Raw genomic sequence first — 18,684 nt, 5'->3', positions numbered from 1 at the left:
CCTTAAAAATTCAACGTAATGATGTTCTGCTCAATAGAAAAAAGTGAGCACAACACATTAATTACCCAGATAGACAACTTCGAAAAAGAGATTTCAGCTATTGAGATGCTTAGCCGAAGTTTGTATCCCGGAGGCGAAACCAATAAAGCGAAAATCTTTGCAATACAACGGCGACAGGGTGCACTCAAGAAGAAGTTGGCGGACATCAAAGTTCAAAAATCTCAAAAAATCCTCGAACAGGAAAAGTGTGAACAGGAGCGTCTAGCGATATTCGAAAAAAGGAAGCTGCTTGATAGAAAGATAAAGAAGTATGAATCGCTACAACACCAGGTTCGAAAAAATAAGCGTATCAGAGATGCCAAAATTGAAGATAACGAGATAGAGGAAAGAATATCATGGCGACGTTAAATGGAGTGAAAGCCATTTTTTCTGGCAGTAATCCCAGTATGGGAGAAAATGCGACACAAAGTTTAGAACACATTGTTTTAAATGCCATAAAGCAAAACAGGTGAAGAAAGGACACGAGGAAGGTGCCTTATCCCCTGTAGCGTTTTCTCACGCTTCGCTAACCGCAGCGCTACCGGAACTGCATGCCAGCCTGGGCAAATGGAGAGAAAGCGGACGAGGAAAAGTCACTCTGTCCACGCAGTCAGAAACGCGCACCGAGGTGAGCAAGACCGTAAATATCAGCGCGACTGAGATAGCGTTCGGTAAGGGTGTACCAAGGAGTAAAACAGCCCCACACCATGATTTATCCGTCTTTTCTGCCAGTGCAGGGGAAAAGGTGGCGATAGTCGGTGGGTTGCATGGTCAGTCTGCTGCCATTGCACTTCCGAAGCGTCGTGATACACCACTTTCCCACGTGATAGTCAGTCAGGTAGCAGATACGGCTGTTTTGCCCTCTACGCGCATATCTTCAGAAACGCCTGCCCCCAAGGCTGAAAGTGAGCACTCACCCTCTGCCATTCCGCTATCTAGTGATGTGCAACATCGCACGTTCTCGGATGAGACAGCGGCGCGTGGTGCGGATAACGCGTTCGCAGGGGCGGGCCGGCAGCCACTTCCCTCTGAGGCAATACTCAGAAACATCGGTAATGCCGCCTTAAATGAAACGGCGTCAGAGAACCAATTGCTGTACCGCTTTTCGGATTGGGGGGATGGCCATCAGGTCAATGTGCTGATAGGCGCGCACGCCAAGGCACCGCATGTGTTGCAGGTTTCTGATCCGTTGGTTCATCAACGCTTAGCGGATTATGAGGGGCAGGGGCAAGGCGATCCGGAATGGGTGTTTTCTGAGGAAGATGAGCAGCCAAAGAAAGAGCACAACACATTTGCCGATGAGGAAAATGCGTGATTGGTCAACACCTACGCGGCTATTCAAAGCGCGAACTCTCCGAGCGTCGCAGAGTGAAAATCTGGCAAAACCAAGGCTTTGACGTATGCCAGCGCCTGGTGCCAGGCAATCACCTGCTGCATTTTATTGCAGATACGGGATGGGAGGGCATTATCGATCTGGAGAGATGGTTTTGCCACCGAGTGCCTCAAAGCGCAGCATTGTCGAGTGCATCGTGGTCGCCAGATCAGTTGGAGACCCTGTTCATCAATTGTGTACGGCCTATTGATGGGTTACCGAAAGACCTCGCATATCAACGTTTGAAAAGCAAAGGTCGGGTGGAAACATCATCTGTTCCACCGCAGGCTTACGCCTGCATGACATCGCAAGGGCGCGTATGGCTGCATACCTTTCCTTTCCACCCCACGTTGGACGAGGGCATCCGCCATTTGAAGGCAGACGCTCTGCCTTTATCCATCCAGTTTCAGATTGGCTACAGCCATATCTCTACGGCTTTGCTCAAACGCGTTCAGCGTGGTGATGTGATACTGGTAAATCATGAAGAATGTACGGTTGCCTCATCAAACCATGTTTTGGGGCGCTTTATCAAAATTGAGGAGGGATTTATGTTTGATGAAACGGACGTTACGGCAATGTCAGAAAGTGAAAATGAATTATCTGTGTCAAAGCACCTCAATGAGGTAGCTGTTACTCCAGTACGATCGCGTGACGAGATTAAAGTAAAGCTCAATGTAGTATTGCAACAAAGCACCCTCACTGTTGCGGAATTGGAATCCTTTTATCAAGGTCAGGTTATTCCATGTCATCCTGATGCAGAACAGAATATATCCATTATTGCTAATGGTGTTCCGGTTGCCAAGGGTGAGTTGGTGTGGATTGAGGATCGTTTGGGTATTGAAATAAAAGATATTTATCAAGAGGCTGGTGATGTCTCACGGCAATGATATTTCTCTGATTGCGATACTGGCATTTTCAACGCTTCTTCCTTTTTTAATCGCATGTGGAACCTGTTATATAAAATTTTCCATTGTTTTTGTGATGGTACGCAATGCATTGGGACTTCAGCAAGTTCCTTCAAATATGACATTGAATGGCGTAGCGTTGATTTTATCTTTTTTTGTCATGTTGCCCGTGGTGAAAAATGGCTATGAGCAATTTCAGCAAGCCAATGTCGATACAAGAGACAGTAAATCGGTATTACATTTTGTTGAGAATGGACTGGATAGTTATCGGGATTATCTTGAGAGGTATTCTGATGCTGAATTTGCTCAGTTTTTTGAGCGGGCTCACCTTCAACGTGGAGATAATTCCGATAGTGAAGTGCAAGAAGAAGAGCGTACTTCTATCTTGGCATTATTACCCGCTTATGCCTTAAGCGAGATAAAGAGTGCGTTCAAGATAGGTTTCTATCTTTATCTGCCATTCGTTGTTATCGATTTGCTGGTATCCAGTATTTTGCTGGCGCTCGGTATGATGATGAGTCCCGTAACTATTTCAGTGCCCATTAAATTGGTACTCTTTGTTGTGTTAGACGGATGGACGCTATTGTCCAAAGGGTTGGTAACACAATACCTGGAACTGGCGTTATAGCCGTGGAGAGTCATCATGGATGAAATAGCGTTCGCAGGCAATAAAGCGCTTTACCTGATTTTGACAATGTCGGCATTACCCATTGCCGTAGCCACAGTAGTGGGGCTGTTGGTGGGTTTATTCCAGACAGTAACTCAATGTTAAGAACAGACATTGCCTTTTGGCGTCAAATTATTGAGCGTAGCGTTGTGTCTGTTTCTTATTTCCGGGTGGTATGGCGATATTATGCTTAATTATGCTCGTGAAGTAATAAGAATAGCACTTGCGTGATAAGCAATATGTTTACTGGAATTTTTTTCGACCTTCACACCTGGCTTTATGAAATGGCTATGGTATCTGCTTGCTTGATGCCTGCGTTTATATTGTTGCCCTTTTTCAACAATAATACGTTGACTGGCGCTATCAGGTTACCCGTTGCCTTGCTCACGGGCAGTGTGTTGTGGCCGCATACGGGAGAAGCGATAGCTGGGTACGATAACATCTGGTTTTTAATTTTAATTGGTAAGGAGTTAGCTGTTGGTCTGATCATCGCTGGTTTTCTGTGTTTACCGTGTTGGGTTATGCACGCGATGGGCAGTTTTATCGATAATCAGCGTGGTGCAACCCTGAGTAGTAGCATTGATCCACTTTCAGGCGTGGATACTTCAGAACTAGCTAACTTTTTCAACCTCTTTGCTGCCGTTATTGTGCTGCAAAGCGGTGGGCTACTGTTAATGCTGGAGGTTTTCGAGAAAATTTATCAATTATGGCAACTTTATCAATTGGATATGCTAGCATATCGTACTGTTCTCGGGTTCCTTGCTGTGGTAGTGAAGAATGGCGTTATTATTACGAGCCCTTTGATTATTATTTTTTTGTTATCTGAACTTTTTTAGGATTGCTGGCACGGTTTGCCCCGCAGTTGAATGCCTTTTCGTTGGCATTGACAGTTAAGAGCCTTATTGGATTCTTGTTGTTACTGCTCTATTTCACTCCCATATTGCCCGACCGCATTATGGATTTGCGTCTTTATCCCGTCGATCTACTTGGCTGGTGATGTCGTGGTTATCACGTCAGCGTGAACCTGAAGTATAAAGGGAATTTATGTCTGGAAGTAAAACGGAAAAACCGACTGACAAAAAGAAAAAAGACGCGGCGAAAAAAGGCCAGTCGTTTAAGAGTAAGGATTTGGTTATTGCTTGTCTGATATTGCTGGGTGTGCAGTACCTGATTAATTTTTCTGGCGTCTTTGAGTTGATGTCCATGTTGCGACTTGTCATCGAAAATGGTTTTACTCACGATGCGCTTGGTTATGCTGAAGCGATGTTTTGGACAGGGCTAAAGTTATTTTTGCCTTTCCTATTGCTTTGTATTGCTGCCTCGGTGTTTCCAACGCTATTGCAAACCAGTTTTTTTGCTTGCCAGTAAAGCGCTGAAACTGAATTTTAATGCCTTAAACCCTGTTAACGGTTTCAAGAAGTTATTTAGTTTGCGTACAATAAAAGATGTCGTGAAAACCTTACTTTTCCTGACGAGTTTTATCGTCGCCGCTATGGTATTTTGGAATAAACACAAACATATGGTTTTTTCTCAGCTCAATGCTGAGCCCGTACAAATATTCCTGGTGTGGGGGAAACTCTTTGGCGCATTAATCTATCTGTGTTTATCCTGCGCGCTATTTGTATTAGATGCGCTTGCTGAGTATTTCCTTCATATAAGAGATCTCAAAATGGACAAGCAGGAGGTTAAACGAGAATTCAAAGAGCAGGACGGTGATCCGGAAATAAAATCTAAGCGTAAAGAACTGCATGCTGAACTATTGTCTGAGCAAATAAAAACTGACATTGAAAAATCAGCAGTAATTATTGCTAACCCAACGCATATTGCGGTTGGGATCTATCTCAATATGGATGTGGTGGGTATTCCATTTATCTCTGTACTCGAGAGAAATCAGAGAGCACTTGCCGTCAGAACTTATGCTGAGAAGGTGGGCGTTCCTGTCGTTGAAGATATTAAGTTGGCACGACGAATATTTAAAACCCATCAGCGATACTCTTTTGTCAGCATTGAGGAGCTGGATAATGTCATCGGTATCCTTGTGTGGTTGCAACAGGTTAAAAGTGCTTGGGAAAATTAGAGTGTCTCCCCCCGTGAACACACGGTGAATGAGCGTTCTTTATGTGAATATCAAATAAACGCATGGTTTAATAACGGTCATCAGCAGTAAGCGGTGACCCTACTGAGGAGAGCGAAAATGGAACAAAACACTGGTGCTATCACCCAGCAGGAAGCAACGTTATTAATGACCGCAACATTGAAACATGGGGCGACATTAAAAGAGATTCATGGCATTACTGATGACATGATGGAAAATGTCTATGCGTATGCTTATCAGGCATACAAAAATGGCCAGTTAGATGAAGCGGAAAATTTGTTCCATTTTCTTTGCCTCTATGATCTTAAGAATTCAGACTACTTTATTGGTTTGGGTGCCGTTAACCAGGTAAAGAAAAATTACAGCAAGGCGTGTGATTTTTATTCACTGGCCTATGTCATGGCTGAGAATGATTTCAACCCTGTCTTTTATTCTGGACAGTGCCAACTGCTTATGGGGAATGTTGTTAAGGCATTACAGTGCTTTGATATTATTTGCTCACGCTGTGAGGATTCATCTTTAGTTGCCAAAGCTAAAGCGTATATGAGTACGATTCGTCAAAATATGGGAGAGAGTGAAGCGTTAAATAACGCTAAGCCCTCTGAGGAAACCGTTTAATTTCATAGGTCTTAAATAAATGAATGTCTCCAAAACAGGTAAAGTGATAAATCTTGCGAATTTGCCAGCCAATACTGGAAAAGTAAGCGAAGCAATTTCATCAAAGACGCATATTTCTCAGGTAAAGGGAAAGGCTATTGATCAATTAGCCCAACAACGTGCCAGGGAAATGATTGCTGACGATGTCTCGGCACAAACGGTATCTTTAACCTCGGAGAACGTCGAGTCATCCGCAATCCGCCAATCGACACCGTTAACCAGCAAAGCGCAAATGTTGTTTTTAATGGCGCAGTATCAGGAGATCACCAATGGGATGAACGTGACGCAACGTGCCAATGCCCTGGCCATTTTTTTGACCCAGTCAGAAGCGCGCATGGATAAAGCTCGTGAGCTGTCAGCACATCTGGATGCGTTGCACCAATCCTACGATGGCCTCTAGGCTGAGTTTAACGAGGCACAAAAGGGCGTTGGCGGTGCAACAGATGATGTGGCTCAAGCGCAACGTAAGCTTGATGAAGCGCAGAGTTCGCTGGATGAATTGTTAGAAAAATTAGGCGTTACCGACCCTGATGATCCATCACTGGCAGATAACCCTGACGTAACGCAAGCGAAAAAGGAGATTGCTGACGCGCAAAAAGCGCTAGGCCATACTCAATCAACGTTGTCCGATGCGCGCGCGATTGCGGAGCAAAAGCTTGCTGCTATGCAGATCGTACTGAATGACATTAATGCCAGTACGGCAGAAATGCATACAAAGTACAACGATGTGGACTTGACATCAAAAGGTGGTGTCGTATCCAGCAACGCAGTGGTGCAATCAGAGAAAGCGCTGACTAAAACGGCTGCCATGATCATGCTGATCACCGAGTTTATTATGCAAATGGAAGAGGCGTCTGCTGAAAAACTAAAAAACGATCTTGAACTGAACCGCATTCAAACCAAAGCGCGTCAGGCTGAAATGCAGCGTAAATCTGATGAATACGAAGAGCAGGTTCGTAAAGCTGAAGAAGCGCAAAAAATGGCCAGCTGCATTGGTAAAATTTTAGGCGGCCTGGCGATTGCGTTAGGGGCAATTACTACCGTATTTGGTGGTGGTGGTGTGGCGTTAATGGCTGTCGGTATCGCCTTGATGGTCGCTGACCCCATTGTTGCGGCTATTACCGGTAAGTCATTAACGGAAATGGTGATGAATCCCCTCATGGAGCATGTTTTTATGCCCCTCATGAATATTCTGGGCGATATTATCACGCAGATTTTTGATAAAACACCACTCGGATTGCTGCTAAATGCCATCGATAAAGCGACGGGTGCCAACATGATGGATACCATCCATATGGTGGTCACCGCCGCAGTGACTATTGCTGCCATTGTTGCTATTTCTTTAGTGGCTAAAACAGCAGCCAAATTCATGATAGAAAAAATGTCCCAGGCAATGACCTCTGCCATTATGCAGTCAATCAAGCAGGTCATTAATAAAGTTATGCCGCAACTTGTTAATAACTCTATGAGACAAGGGAGTGCGGCATTAAGTCGGAGCATGCAATCTGTAACAAAACAGGTTGGGAAAATTACAAAAGAGATTAATAAAAAGCTGGATATTATTTCAGATAAAGTAAATGCCAATGTCATGAAGGTATTGAAATTAAACGATCCAGAAGATGCGAAGCGCTTAGGTAACATTGCATTGAAACGATTGGAAATGTTGCAAAATGGCGTTCACACGGCGATGCCTGTTGTTCAAAGTGGAATGAGTATTAATATTTCAAATATCAGGCTTCAGGCGACAAAAGCTATTGCCGATTTTAATTTGGCTGCAATGGATGTCAGCATTTTGCGCGATCTTATTAGTAAAATTCTTGCTAACCATGAAGAAGATTCCAAAGTATCTCAATCGGTAAATATGACTTTGTCTGACATGTTAAGTAGTAAAGTCAACACTGGGAAGAGTGTTGTAAGAAATATCAGAGCCTAATAGGAGGCGTTATGGCAGTATCTATTGCAAACTCCAATAATACCGTGTTCCAACAGCGAGCGACTGCTCTTCCTGAAGAGATGCATCGTAAAGGTATGGATAATACAGGTTTCATCGAGAAATCAAATTCCAGACCTTTAGATACCGCTGACTTGAATCGAAATAGAACGATATTAGTACAGCATGCATCCAGTTACCTTGTTGGTATTGATATTCGAATTCCTGATATCACCAAGCCGGTTTCTGATACGGATGCGAATTTGTTAAGCAAACAAATTTCTTTGTATTCTCAAAGTAGCGCTTTGATGCCTGCACAGAACGAAAAAGTGCCTGTAGTTCCGCTAGCCGGTCAGAGAAAATCGTGGCTACGACAAGCTTTCTCGGTGGTTATAACAGCATGCGTTTTGCCCCGTTAATTGAGTTGGCGAAAACCACATTATTGAGCAAGCATGCTGAACAAGGCATGAAAATCTCGATGCTGGAAACAAGCCAGAAAAGTCTTGAAAGCTCTGTTGAGCACAGCATGCAAGCTGCACGAGAGCAGTTTAAAAAGGATCTTACCAGTAGCATAGTGACAAGTGGTATGGCGTTGACGGGCGGAATCAAGTCCCACAAAGGGCATAGTCAGGCTATTAAAGGGTATGAGATTCAGGGGGCCAAAATTACTCAGCATAAGAATCTGGGTAATAAGCTCGATGCTCAAGCAACGCTTTCACGCGGGAAGGATATGAGCGATTCGATGTGGGCGCAAGATATGGCCCGCTTGAAGCAATCTGCCAATCGTGAACACGTGCTGGCACAGAAGCAGGAGTTTCAACTGCAAACAACCCTAAGCGCTTCTCAGCAACAAATTGGTGTTGAGCAAGCCTTACAGGGCGGAGCGGTGGCAATGGGAACCATTTCTTCCTCTCAGATGATATTGAGTCAGGCTGAGCAGAATGGCCTACAGCAATTGCGGCAATTTGATAAAGATGTCTTTATGCAGGAGAGCCAACGAAACGATGAGAAAGCCCAGGATGCTGAAAAGCTTAAGGCTGCATTGTTAGCAACGCTCGAAAATATCGCGAAAGGTATCAGCGATACTGCCAGTGTTGTTGCCAATAATACCAAAATGTAATTGCTAGACATTGATAACGATATAAAACTGCCTGTTGATACAGGCGGTTTCTTCAGAGAAAAAAATGGAAATATTATCTCCAACAAGGCCGCCATTTCGGATTGAGAATTTTTCACAGGAAAATTCTTCTAATGATTTCTTTTTACAGGAATCCATTGCTGATGATATTAATATATTACCTCGTAATAATGGTATGCATCGCATTCTTCTCGCCCCCTTTTCATTTATAAAAGCTGACGCGGAAAAACTTAATGATTATATTATAAAATTAAATATTGATGGTTTTCTTGATGAAATAAAGGCTATCCTGGCACGGAGAGAACTTCTCGTACATGATGTAAAAAGAAGCAAGCGTGTTCTTGATGATTTGTTTTTGCAGAATTCTGAATTGAGAAATAAGGCCTTGTCGTCAGATACCAAAGAACTCGTCTATTCTGAGTTAGTGAAACTGAAAAATAGCATTCCAGGCTTCGTTTTAAATTTCTCAAGTTTTGACGAGTTTAGTACTTTATTAAGCAAAGAAATTAATGATTTACTCTGTGATACCATTGGAGAAATATCTGAAAGCTATTTAGAATTTTTTCAACAAGCTGTTGAGAAAAATGCGCAGTTTTATAAGGATTTTTCTGGTTTTATGTCCACGTTGCCACAATTTATTTCCGCGGATGATGATAAAACCATTCTGAATGGCGAAGGATTAAAAAAAAGTCTTCAAGAGTTGATGAATAAATATCCTGTGCCAGGTATGTCAACGACATTGTTTCCAGTTCAAACGGGGTCTACGGTTCAAGGGGCTAGCCGTGAGGAGTGTGAAGCTTGGGCAAAAGAGTTCGGGCTCAGTGCGGATGACTGTATTTATCAGCTACCAGATGGCACTTATATTGTTCATATTGATATTAGCCCATTGGTTAATATCAATAACTCAGTGGAAAATAAAGATATGTCGTTCAACGCAGCACAATGGTCTGCATGGCAGACTGGTGTTGACATGCAGAAAGATCATATACAAAACGGCATGAAAACATTAACCCAAAAATATGCAAACGCGCATTCAAATTTTGATAATTTAGTTAAGGTATTAAGTAGCACCATTGCAAGTCTTTTAGAATGCGATAAACAATTCTTTGTTTAAAGAGAGCGACATTATGAATTATTCAAATAACAGTATGATTAGGCCCAGTATATCGAAACAAATTCACCCAAATAGTTTTCCTGCCGACTTTAATAGTAAGGTCGGGAATAATAACATTGCATCATTAAAAAATATAACACAAGCAAAGGTGCAATTTTCACCTAAGCCTGGCCAAGCCACTAGGGCATCGGACTCGTCAAGGTTTTCTACGCGAACTCAAAATGCTGAGCTCGATGCAAAAGTAAGAAACGTGAGAAGTGGTTTACATAAAAATGAGGCTAACAACGAAAAGAGTAGTTCCTATCCGTTTGATGCACATGACGCTTCAGTATTTAATGATATTTTTAATTCATTGGACAGTGGTTCTACTTTTATCAATAAAAGTGAGCACGAAGCATTGGACTTCTTGCGTAAAGAGGTAAGTAATAAGGATTTTGATAAGCTTCAGACCACTTTAGCTGATCCTAAGAACGAACCTTCCGCAGTGGATAACGCTAAGCAAATATTTGTTATGCTTAAAATGCTAAGTGATTGTTCGGCTCAGTATGTTACCCCTAACACAGCGGGAATCAAAGAAGATATCACATTTTATGTTGATAATATTAATAAGTATGGCTTGGGGATAAAATCACCCTTCGCTGGTTCTTTACTTCAAGGGGAACGTGCGCTTAAAAATATTGACGACCGCATGAATAAAAATTCTGCTAAGTTAATCGCTGAAGGTTTAAATCATAATGCAGCTATTGATCGTTTGGTTGAGAGTAAGATTAATACGGTGCAAGATAAAAATAAGAGAGCGACGCTTCTCAGTAAATGGAAATAAATCGCATTTCGTCCATCGAAGCAAGTTTTTGATAGGATGGAAGGAACTATTAATGGGAGTAGCCATTTTCATCGCGTAGATGCACTCCTTAATCATCAACCAATTAAATTAGAACTGTTCAAAGACTTTCTACAGCGTGAGAATGTAGGCCAGCATAATGATGCTAGAAATACAGGAACGTCAAAACCAGATAATGGCATGACCAAAGAAACACCCGGTTCAACTTACGTATATTATGACTACAGCACGATGACTAATGATAACAGTATCCACTTTACTGATAAAAGTCATCTCTCGATGAAGGAGGCTGCAAACCCGCCTAAAGAACAAGAGGAAAACCCTCCCGCTTCTGCAAAGGCGTCAGCCACTCAGCATCAGAATGTTACTACTGTACCAGAGAAGCAATCCGATCGTAGTACTGATGGGCGGAGAGACAGTGGCAGGCAGAAGCGCCCTGAGGTAACGCCTGATACGTCAGATATTACGGTTAATAGTAACAAACCTTCCAATGAAACGCTGACTCCACCTGTAACAGTGGGAGGGCATGCAGGGGTTGATGATATCGATGGACCGGCGTTACCCACAGAGGCATCTTCAACGCCAGAAACCAATGCCGAACTGAATGTGCGCACTTCTGTCCCACAGGCGCAGCCTGAGAGAGTGGGTAACCCTGGTTCTTCGATGGCCGCACGCCAGACTTCTTTTATTGGACCCTTTAGCACGGGTATAACGGGCGCAGCGCAATTTCAGAAGTACAAGCAGTCCTCTGATAGCGGGCGGGTTGATAAAAAAAAGAGTCTCCAATTACGCCTTCTAACGATGCTGGTACGGAGATTAAAAGTGATGGTGTTCGTTCACGTGATGAGAATGTCAGTAATCCTAACCCTCACGTTAAGGCAGGAGAAAATCCTGTTAGCGAATCAAGCGCTTCATGCAGCGTCATTCACTCGGCAACGGGCGCAGTTTGCTACGACGTTAACCAAAGCCAAAAGCAACGCAGCGATTGTGCAATCATCTGAGCCTCGGTCGCAAGAGGGGGCTAGTCCTTCGCTTAATCCTTATATCGGGCCAAACCGAACAGGACGCACTGGTGCCGCAGAGTTTAAACGTTATTGGCAACCAGCAAAAAAACGATTGTTGAAACCGATACCCAGGCTGGACGCCGAGAGCCGCTTCCAGGGCGTGATGAAAAAGACCTGCTGACAAGATCAAACGCAGCAGGGGTAGAAAAAACCGTTGAGCTTGACGGGAGTAAAGCGAACGAGAAAGCGCACAACGTGTTTGAGACACACACCCAAAAATCCACTACTTCACCTGCACAGGCAATACGTCAACAACAGCAGTTGAACAATGCTGCTGGTATCAGCAAACAAAAGTTTGATACCTATATGGGACCACACAGAACGGGTAGGACCGGCGCCGCAGATTTCAAAAAATATGCATCGGATTCAAATGCATCTACAGTAAGCCATGCGCTAAACAGGCCAGGCAGTACCGGGCGTGATGCTGAACCTTTGGCCAAAGCTGTCTCAAGCAGCACCATTGAAAGGCGCGCTGTAAACAAAACGGATGCAGCTATCCCGGTTACCAGTGGCGTTGAGCACACTGCGAGTGTCTCTCAACACAAAGCACGCGTTGAACCTGAAACCACAAATGATGTGTTGCTGGCAGATTCTGCGCTCGACATCAGCGCTGCCAGAGAGCCCTATTTGGCCAATCGCCACCAAGTGGCGTCTTCTGGAGAGAAAAATACGGTTACTGCTGCGGGCAACACTGGCTACAAAGGTCTTTTTTGGACAGGAAGGCAAGGTGCTACGGCAAAGCAATCTTATATTAACACTGACAGGTTTGCTAAAAAGTAAACCATTAACATACTTTTAGGATGAGAGGCAGTCGTCCTGTCTGATGAAAGTGACCTGACGTCATCTTGATCGCCTCGTACTGTGAGATTGAAAAGGAATTGTAATGAATCAAAACGTTGAGGAACGCATAAATCATGTGGTTTCTTCTATTATGAATTGTTCCTCTGCGGATGTATTACCGGAGAAACATCTATACTATGATCTATTGGCTGATTCACTCATGATGATGGATCTTATGTTAGTGCTTGAACAGGAGTTTGCTCTTAACATTAAAGATGATGCGCTGGACGATGTTAACTATGTTCAGGATCTCTATCGCCTGATTCATGAACGATGCCATTAATATAAATGTGGGGCGGGTTTTTACTCGGCCCATTACTCATTCCTTTCCCCCCTTTACTTTCTCAGTCGCTTATCCTTTCTAAAAATAACTAATTATATTGACGATATGTAATCTTTTCTATGTGAAGATATACATTCTCATTATTTTTCTTGACAATCATTAAGTTACTGGTTGCCAAATCTGATGTGAAATCAATTTTCCATTATTATTGAATCAAGATGTTGGTGGTCCGTTGGTATATCTTGTCCAAAGTGAACGTAATGGTATCGATCTCCTTGAGAATTTAGCAATGTTATTGGATGAAGATAAAAATATCGATAAAGAAAAAAGGATAGTCGTTAGGCTTCTTAACGGCGTTTTACTTGGGTGTGAGTTTGCTTTGCTTGAAGGGAACACACTTTTTCTTTCTACTGATGAAGAAACGATTAGCAAGCAATATAATGGCACACAGATGCCTGATAATACTATTTATATTCCTGCTGAACAAACGGATGTAAGTTTCGAGATAATCGTTAAACTGGGTGACTCATGCGAGGTTTATATGCGTGAGATCTCTGACGATGGCTCACCAATGATAGCATTGTCAGAAAATGCAGTTATCACCGTCGGGATGCAAAAATTTGTCTAGCGAAATCAACATTCTGAATTCTCGGACGCTATCTTATCCGGAGAATATCTGGACAGTGCCAGGGGACAATCACCAACGACTACCGAGATTGTCAAGAATACCAAAAGTGTATGGTATAAAACATTGGCAGCAGTTGCTTTAGTGAGTGCCGTGTTTGTCGCGGGCTATGGCTACCTTACGGGAACACAGCGTCAGCTTGATAATGTCTCAACATTATTGAATTTTGCCTCTGAGGATTATCAGATAGTTTATGCTCGTGATAATTGGATTTATGTTTTTGCTGGCAGTGAAAAAGCGACTGATTGGGCTGTTCAAACCATGGTTAGAAATCCGCTGCGCCAACAGGTTAATGTTGTCAATATTGCCAGTGAAGAAGAGCGAATTTCTCGTTGGGTGGAAACCTATTGGCCTGCATTGAAGTTTCATCAGATACGGTTGAGTGACCCACAACATCCGATTCTTAGAATTAGTACAGAAAGAAATGAATTAAGTGAAAAGGCACGCGGTGATTTTATTGCTGCGCTGAAAGAAAAATTCCCTTATATGGATTCAGTAAGGCTAGATAATCTGGAGAATAAAACAATCAGGAGTATTGCCAATCAAGGATTAAAAAAATGGCGCTCTCTTTCCGTGAGATAGATAATGGCGATACTATCACCTTTGTTATATTGGGCATCATTGAGGATGGTATGCTCGAAAGTATCAAGAATTTTGTCAATCAATACTATCAACAATGGGGTGGAAGGTATGTTCACTTTTCTGTTGAGCTGGAAACTGATTGGTTCAAAGATAAATATTTTAAATTTGGCGAACAAAGCTATATAAAACTTGGCGCTGGACATTGGTATTTACCAAAAACATAAGTAAGGATTTTATATGAGTAACATGGATTCAAGAAGTACAGATTTCACATGGAATGATTATTTGTCTAATAAATCATCAACCTTCGATAATGGTGTGACACAACTTAATTCTGAATTGGAGTTGGCGCTAGAAAAACTGGCAGCAGACCCCTTTAACCCAGAGCTGTTGGCGATTTATCAGTCTCGCTTGTCAGAGTATACGCTGTACCGTAATGTACAATCTAACGTTGTGAAGGTATACAAAGATGTGGGCTCTGCGATTATTACCAACTTCCGTTAATGTTGTTACCAAGAATAGGCTATGAATCATAACACCAGTATGGTGACACAGTTGTCTTGCAATGTGTTGTTGAAAGATCGTCTGCTTCGCGCTTATGCGCGGGAATCGGTAAATATGTCTGCGGAACAGCGTGACGTGATTTCATTGTTGGAGAACACCAATGCTTCAACAGATCCTGAAATGTTGGCAGAACTTCAACAACGAACTTCTGACTATAACTTACATGTATCACTCATCAGACATTGACGCGTAAAGGGGTCAGTGCTGTTGAAACATTATTACGTTCATAATCATGAATAAATACCTGTTATTTCCCATATTGGCAGTTTTTCTTGTAGGTTGTGAGCAAGATATTTTGCTGAAAGGGTTAGATCAACAGCAGGCTAATGATGTTATTGCGCTGTTACAGCGCAATAACATCAAGGTTGATAAAAATGAGGTCAAAAAAGAGGGGTATAGTCTCTCTGTCAGTTCTCAGGATTTTTCGGCTTCTGTTGATTTAATGAATACTTATGGGCTGCCACGCCTTCCAGCAATCGACATTGTGCAGATACTTCCTGCCGATGCGCTTGTTTCTTCTCCGCGTGCTGAAAAGGCTCGCCTCTATTCCGGAATCGAGCAACGACTTGAGCATTCGTTGTTGTCAATTTCAGGGGTGGTTTCTGCGCGCGTACATGTGAGCTATGATATGAGCTCCAGCGATGGTGATAGGAAAAGATCGGCCGTTCATCTTTCAACATTGCTCAATCATGATAATAGCATTACTGATACCACCTTATTAATCAGTGATGTAAAGCGCTTTCTTAAGAATAGCTTTGAGGACGTTAATTACGACAATATTTCCGTCGTGTTATCCAAGATTAATGACGTTCAGCGGCATGCGCCGGTATCCATTCAAGCGACAAAGTCTAACACACCGACGTGGTTAATAGGCCTTGGCGTGGTAACCGTTGCCTTGTTAGCTGCCGTGCTGTTATTTATTAGTCAAAGCCATCATGCATTTTTAGGTAGGCTAAAGAAGCATATCCTGACGCAGACTAATAATAAAAGTACACAGGATGATCCTAAATCCAGTGTAGATGCTCCTGAAGATAAAAAATAGCGGATATTTGAATGTCATGGAAAGATTAATGCATAAAGAGCAAAGGGAATGCGGTAATATCCTGAATATCATATATAATCCGATATCATGGATTCATCCAAAACGTTTTTCACTTCTCCCTGGATTTTCGACGCCAGGGTGTCATCGAATTATAAATGACATTTTAATCGAAAACTTTTCCCTTTCGGTTGAACCGCTCGACCTAAATAATGAAAGAGAGCGATATTTAACTGCGCATTGGCATTTTTTACCCAAAGCGGCCTTTATGGTGGCTTGTCAACTCCATAAGAGCAATCTTTTTCAGTGTGGAGTCTGGTGGAAGCTTGAAAAATCCGTCAGGCAGTTTTCATTGTTGAATCTTATTGAAAGTAAGCCAGTGAATGCATCTACTTATTCTCTTGAGCAATATGCGCTGTGCGCTAAACGAGAAATTGATTTATTCTCCGCTTCTGTCTCGAGGGTAATGAGAGAACGACTGCCATTATTGTTTTCACCAGGAGACGGTGTGGAAACTGCATCGCCAACATTAACCGGTGATAATGAATTAGCAATGAGGATGGCCATTTAATATGCTCAAATAAGTTGAGACATCATATACGAATATGCTGCAAGAAAATGTGCTGTTAACAAACAAGAATCGTGTAGCACATAATCTGAGAATCAGCGTCGTGGCGCAGGCCCGGGAACATGCCAAAAAGATTATCAGCGATGCCAGTCGTGACGCTGAGGCAATACGTCAGCAGGCCTATCGCGATGGTTATGAACACGGACTTGTGACATCAATTGAAACAGTAACCAGTTTTATTGAGGACAAACAAGGCATTGTGAATGAACTCTATGGACTGGTTCGCCAGCGTGCAAAGCGTTTGCTGAGTGACACTGTCAATAAGGAAAGCGTGATTTGTACCTTGTTTGAAAGCTGGGCCGATGAGATTGATGGCCGAGATGACAAAACGCCTTTTTACATCCTTCTTCTTAGCGACAGATGCCGTTATAAACGCAGATTAATGGCCTATATTGATAGTATGCACCGGGGAGGCGTCATTTTTGAGTATCATCAAGATTTGCGATATGTATTTAAGTATCGTGAGCAACTGGTCGAATTTTTACCAGAGACGTTTGTTGATAATCAAATAAATACGTTTTTTGACACGCAATCATTGTATGAGAGTTGCGAACAACTTTCTCAGCAAACACTGGAAAAACTTTACGAACAACTTGGAACGTATTCACCGTCTCGTGAATTGTTGGTATCGGATCATGATGATAATCAAGGAAAGTAAGCAATGACAATTATTAATTCTCTATCGAACTCCACCATTTCGCTTTATGAAACTGATGGAGATATCAAATAAATCAATCAAGTAATCAAATAGTTAGGCGATGATGAGGTTAATAATTATGCTATGCGGTTTATGTACAATGAGTGGATGCAAAAAGTCTTGTTATCAGATGGGCTCGATCCTGATGAAAATTATGACTGGTAAACCCGTTCTTTTCGCAGCCAGCACTCTATTCCTATCGTTGTTGTTGGTGGGATGTCAGTCTGCGACACGTTCACTTCCAGATAGCGCTGGTAGTGCTAGCAGAAACAGTACTGGCCTTGAGTTTGCAGGACAAACATGTCGTACAGATCCTCTTTATAGTGCTTCTGGGGGGCCCGATATGCTCTATGCTGAAATGAATGAATGCGTCCGTGCTCAGAAGTTCGACCGAGCCGTATTTCTTTATGCCTTGGCGGGAAGCTACACGTGGTTTGATGCAAACCGTATTGGTACACAATATGCCAAGATGGCACACGGAAAACGCTTAGGTGAAACCTTGGCGCAATTGTCCGAAAAGCAGGTGAGCCAATTTTGGGAGCATATTCGCGCGACGATGCAAGATCCTGGCAAAAAATTCATGATATGTGACAATGTCAAACAGGCTGGTATGCCTACGCACAGCATAGATTACATGCGTGTTGATAAATCTGCGGGCGCGCCTGCCAAACCAAGAGAACAATATCAGTGGGAGATGTCCGTTGATAATTACTTGTTATGTAAGTGATATTATTGATTTGTGATATTAAATTTTGCTTTACATTTTTTTGTAGTATTTTATGTTGATGAAGGCATTGTTTTTTTACTCGGGATTTTTAGTGCATTGGTCTGGACTTACCAATGAATTCGGTGATTAAAATTATCGATTCTCGTATATTATCTGTGACGTTGGTTCTGCCACTTTTGTTCTGCTGATATGCCTGAAAAACGTTTTAAGCCTTGTTTCATCTGTTTGCTCTAAAAAAACCGAAGTAAAGTCATTACCGCTTGTTGGGAATAGCACTGTTAGCTGAGTGTATGCGTTATTCCTTTATTACGCAAAGTTATGCCTCTATTTCGTAAGGAATAGTAAAAATGGAATTTCATCAATTTATATTTGAAGGTTTTTCTTTTCATAATGGTCAATTACTGACAAAAGATAAAGGCGCTATCTATTTAGCGCCGAAAGAGAGTGCGGTATTACTCTTTATTTTACAAAACGCACATACCGTTATTTCAAAAGATGCAATAATTGAACATGTGTGGAAGGGGGTATTGGTCTCCGATGAGTCATTAACGCGCTGTATTTATGTTTTGCACCGTACGTTGGGTCATTCAAGAAAAAAAAGATTTATCGATAACATCTACGGTAAGGGCTATCGTTTTGTCCCTGAGGTTCAAGTCGTCGATCTTCCTGAAAAAGCGGTTCAGCCTACCTTGACCGCGAACCACAATGACATGACCGTCTTTGATGCTTCCGTTGAAAAGAGAGCATGCAATATTGCATTGTTTATCTTTGAAATGCAGCATCGATACCAAGCTATTTCACTTCACGATCAATAGAT

Annotated in this window: 21 protein-coding genes and 4 pseudogenes; all 25 read left to right on the top strand. The window is 42.4% G+C overall.

Annotated features, from left to right (window positions below):
- Positions 1-18: 18 nt before the first annotated feature.
- Positions 19-408 carry a hypothetical protein gene (locus CS369_RS14475; protein WP_196907668.1) on the top strand — a complete coding sequence of 130 codons (390 nt, stop codon included), beginning with the start codon at positions 19-21 and terminating at the stop codon, positions 406-408.
- Positions 409-508: 100 nt separating this feature from the next.
- A complete protein-coding gene (locus CS369_RS14470) occupies positions 509-1,354 on the top strand; it encodes a hypothetical protein (protein WP_196907667.1) in 846 nt (281 codons plus the stop codon).
- Positions 1,351-2,298: a FliM/FliN family flagellar motor switch protein gene (locus CS369_RS14465; RefSeq protein WP_196907666.1), complete on the top strand. Its 948-nt coding sequence runs from the start codon at positions 1,351-1,353 to the stop codon at positions 2,296-2,298. Before CS369_RS14470 ends, CS369_RS14465 begins: the two co-directional genes overlap by 4 nt.
- Entirely contained in the window at positions 2,282-2,944 is a 663-nt protein-coding gene (locus tag CS369_RS14460) for an EscR/YscR/HrcR family type III secretion system export apparatus protein (protein ID WP_196907665.1), read from the top strand. The genes CS369_RS14465 and CS369_RS14460 overlap by 17 nt, the downstream gene beginning before the upstream one ends.
- Before the next feature lie 15 nt (positions 2,945-2,959).
- Positions 2,960-3,214: pseudogene (locus tag CS369_RS14455) on the top strand (EscS/YscS/HrcS family type III secretion system export apparatus protein).
- 8 nt (positions 3,215-3,222) lie between these two features.
- Positions 3,223-3,980 (top strand): annotated as a pseudogene (gene sctT / locus CS369_RS14450) (type III secretion system export apparatus subunit SctT).
- 47 nt (positions 3,981-4,027) lie between these two features.
- Positions 4,028-5,060: pseudogene (locus CS369_RS14445) on the top strand (EscU/YscU/HrcU family type III secretion system export apparatus switch protein).
- Between the two features lie 117 nt (positions 5,061-5,177).
- Complete coding sequence (locus CS369_RS14440; RefSeq protein WP_196907664.1) at positions 5,178-5,696, top strand: SycD/LcrH family type III secretion system chaperone; 519 nt, start codon at positions 5,178-5,180, stop codon at positions 5,694-5,696.
- Positions 5,697-5,715: 19 nt separating this feature from the next.
- A complete protein-coding gene (locus CS369_RS14435) occupies positions 5,716-6,135 on the top strand; it encodes a hypothetical protein (protein WP_196907663.1) in 420 nt (139 codons plus the stop codon).
- A gap of 48 nt (positions 6,136-6,183) precedes the next feature.
- Entirely contained in the window at positions 6,184-7,668 is a 1,485-nt protein-coding gene (sctE, locus tag CS369_RS14430; protein WP_196907662.1) for a type III secretion system translocon subunit SctE, read from the top strand.
- Positions 7,669-7,679: 11 nt separating this feature from the next.
- The gene (locus CS369_RS14425) at positions 7,680-8,084 is read left to right on the top strand and encodes a hypothetical protein (RefSeq protein WP_196907661.1); all 405 of its coding nucleotides are present in this window, start codon (positions 7,680-7,682) and stop codon (positions 8,082-8,084) included.
- Entirely contained in the window at positions 8,030-8,785 is a 756-nt protein-coding gene (locus tag CS369_RS14420) for a hypothetical protein (protein ID WP_196907660.1), read from the top strand. Before CS369_RS14425 ends, CS369_RS14420 begins: the two co-directional genes overlap by 55 nt.
- Before the next feature lie 64 nt (positions 8,786-8,849).
- A complete protein-coding gene (locus CS369_RS14415; protein ID WP_196907659.1) occupies positions 8,850-9,917 on the top strand; it encodes an IpaD/SipD/SspD family type III secretion system needle tip protein in 1,068 nt (355 codons plus the stop codon).
- Between the two features lie 13 nt (positions 9,918-9,930).
- On the top strand, positions 9,931-10,740 hold the full coding sequence (locus CS369_RS14410) for a hypothetical protein (protein ID WP_196907658.1): 810 nt from the start codon (positions 9,931-9,933) through the stop codon (positions 10,738-10,740).
- A gap of 36 nt (positions 10,741-10,776) precedes the next feature.
- A complete protein-coding gene (locus tag CS369_RS14405; RefSeq protein WP_196907657.1) occupies positions 10,777-11,943 on the top strand; it encodes a hypothetical protein in 1,167 nt (388 codons plus the stop codon).
- On the top strand, positions 11,853-12,602 hold the full coding sequence (locus tag CS369_RS14400) for a hypothetical protein (RefSeq protein ID WP_196907656.1): 750 nt from the start codon (positions 11,853-11,855) through the stop codon (positions 12,600-12,602). The genes CS369_RS14405 and CS369_RS14400 overlap by 91 nt, the downstream gene beginning before the upstream one ends.
- A gap of 103 nt (positions 12,603-12,705) precedes the next feature.
- Positions 12,706-12,945 carry a phosphopantetheine-binding protein gene (locus CS369_RS14395; RefSeq protein WP_196907655.1) on the top strand — a complete coding sequence of 80 codons (240 nt, stop codon included), beginning with the start codon at positions 12,706-12,708 and terminating at the stop codon, positions 12,943-12,945.
- 289 nt (positions 12,946-13,234) lie between these two features.
- A pseudogene (locus tag CS369_RS23760) lies at positions 13,235-14,436 on the top strand (PrgH/EprH family type III secretion apparatus protein).
- A gap of 22 nt (positions 14,437-14,458) precedes the next feature.
- Positions 14,459-14,716, top strand: a complete 258-nt coding sequence (locus CS369_RS14375; RefSeq protein WP_244665027.1) for a type III secretion system needle complex protein — start codon at positions 14,459-14,461, stop codon at positions 14,714-14,716.
- Positions 14,717-14,737: 21 nt separating this feature from the next.
- Positions 14,738-14,962 (top strand): type III secretion system inner rod subunit SctI, encoded by a 225-nt coding sequence (gene sctI, locus CS369_RS14370; RefSeq protein ID WP_196907651.1) that lies wholly within the window; start codon positions 14,738-14,740, stop codon positions 14,960-14,962.
- Between the two features lie 46 nt (positions 14,963-15,008).
- Positions 15,009-15,818: a type III secretion system inner membrane ring lipoprotein SctJ gene (gene sctJ / locus CS369_RS14365; RefSeq protein ID WP_196907650.1), complete on the top strand. Its 810-nt coding sequence runs from the start codon at positions 15,009-15,011 to the stop codon at positions 15,816-15,818.
- Between the two features lie 28 nt (positions 15,819-15,846).
- On the top strand, positions 15,847-16,386 hold the full coding sequence (locus CS369_RS14360) for a hypothetical protein (RefSeq protein WP_196907649.1): 540 nt from the start codon (positions 15,847-15,849) through the stop codon (positions 16,384-16,386).
- A 34-nt stretch (positions 16,387-16,420) separates the two neighbouring features.
- Complete coding sequence (locus tag CS369_RS14355) at positions 16,421-17,101, top strand: hypothetical protein (RefSeq protein WP_196907648.1); 681 nt, start codon at positions 16,421-16,423, stop codon at positions 17,099-17,101.
- Positions 17,102-17,483: 382 nt separating this feature from the next.
- Positions 17,484-17,867 (top strand): hypothetical protein, encoded by a 384-nt coding sequence (locus tag CS369_RS14350; RefSeq protein ID WP_196907647.1) that lies wholly within the window; start codon positions 17,484-17,486, stop codon positions 17,865-17,867.
- A gap of 347 nt (positions 17,868-18,214) precedes the next feature.
- Positions 18,215-18,682, top strand: coding sequence for a winged helix-turn-helix domain-containing protein (locus CS369_RS14345; protein ID WP_196907646.1), 468 nt, complete (start codon positions 18,215-18,217; stop codon positions 18,680-18,682).
- Positions 18,683-18,684 lie beyond the last annotated feature (2 nt).

This window comes from Candidatus Symbiopectobacterium sp. 'North America', assembly GCF_015762685.1.
Classification (GTDB): domain Bacteria; phylum Pseudomonadota; class Gammaproteobacteria; order Enterobacterales; family Enterobacteriaceae; genus Symbiopectobacterium.
Note: the sequence above shows the minus strand (reverse complement) of the source record. Positions and strands in the feature narration are given on the sequence as shown.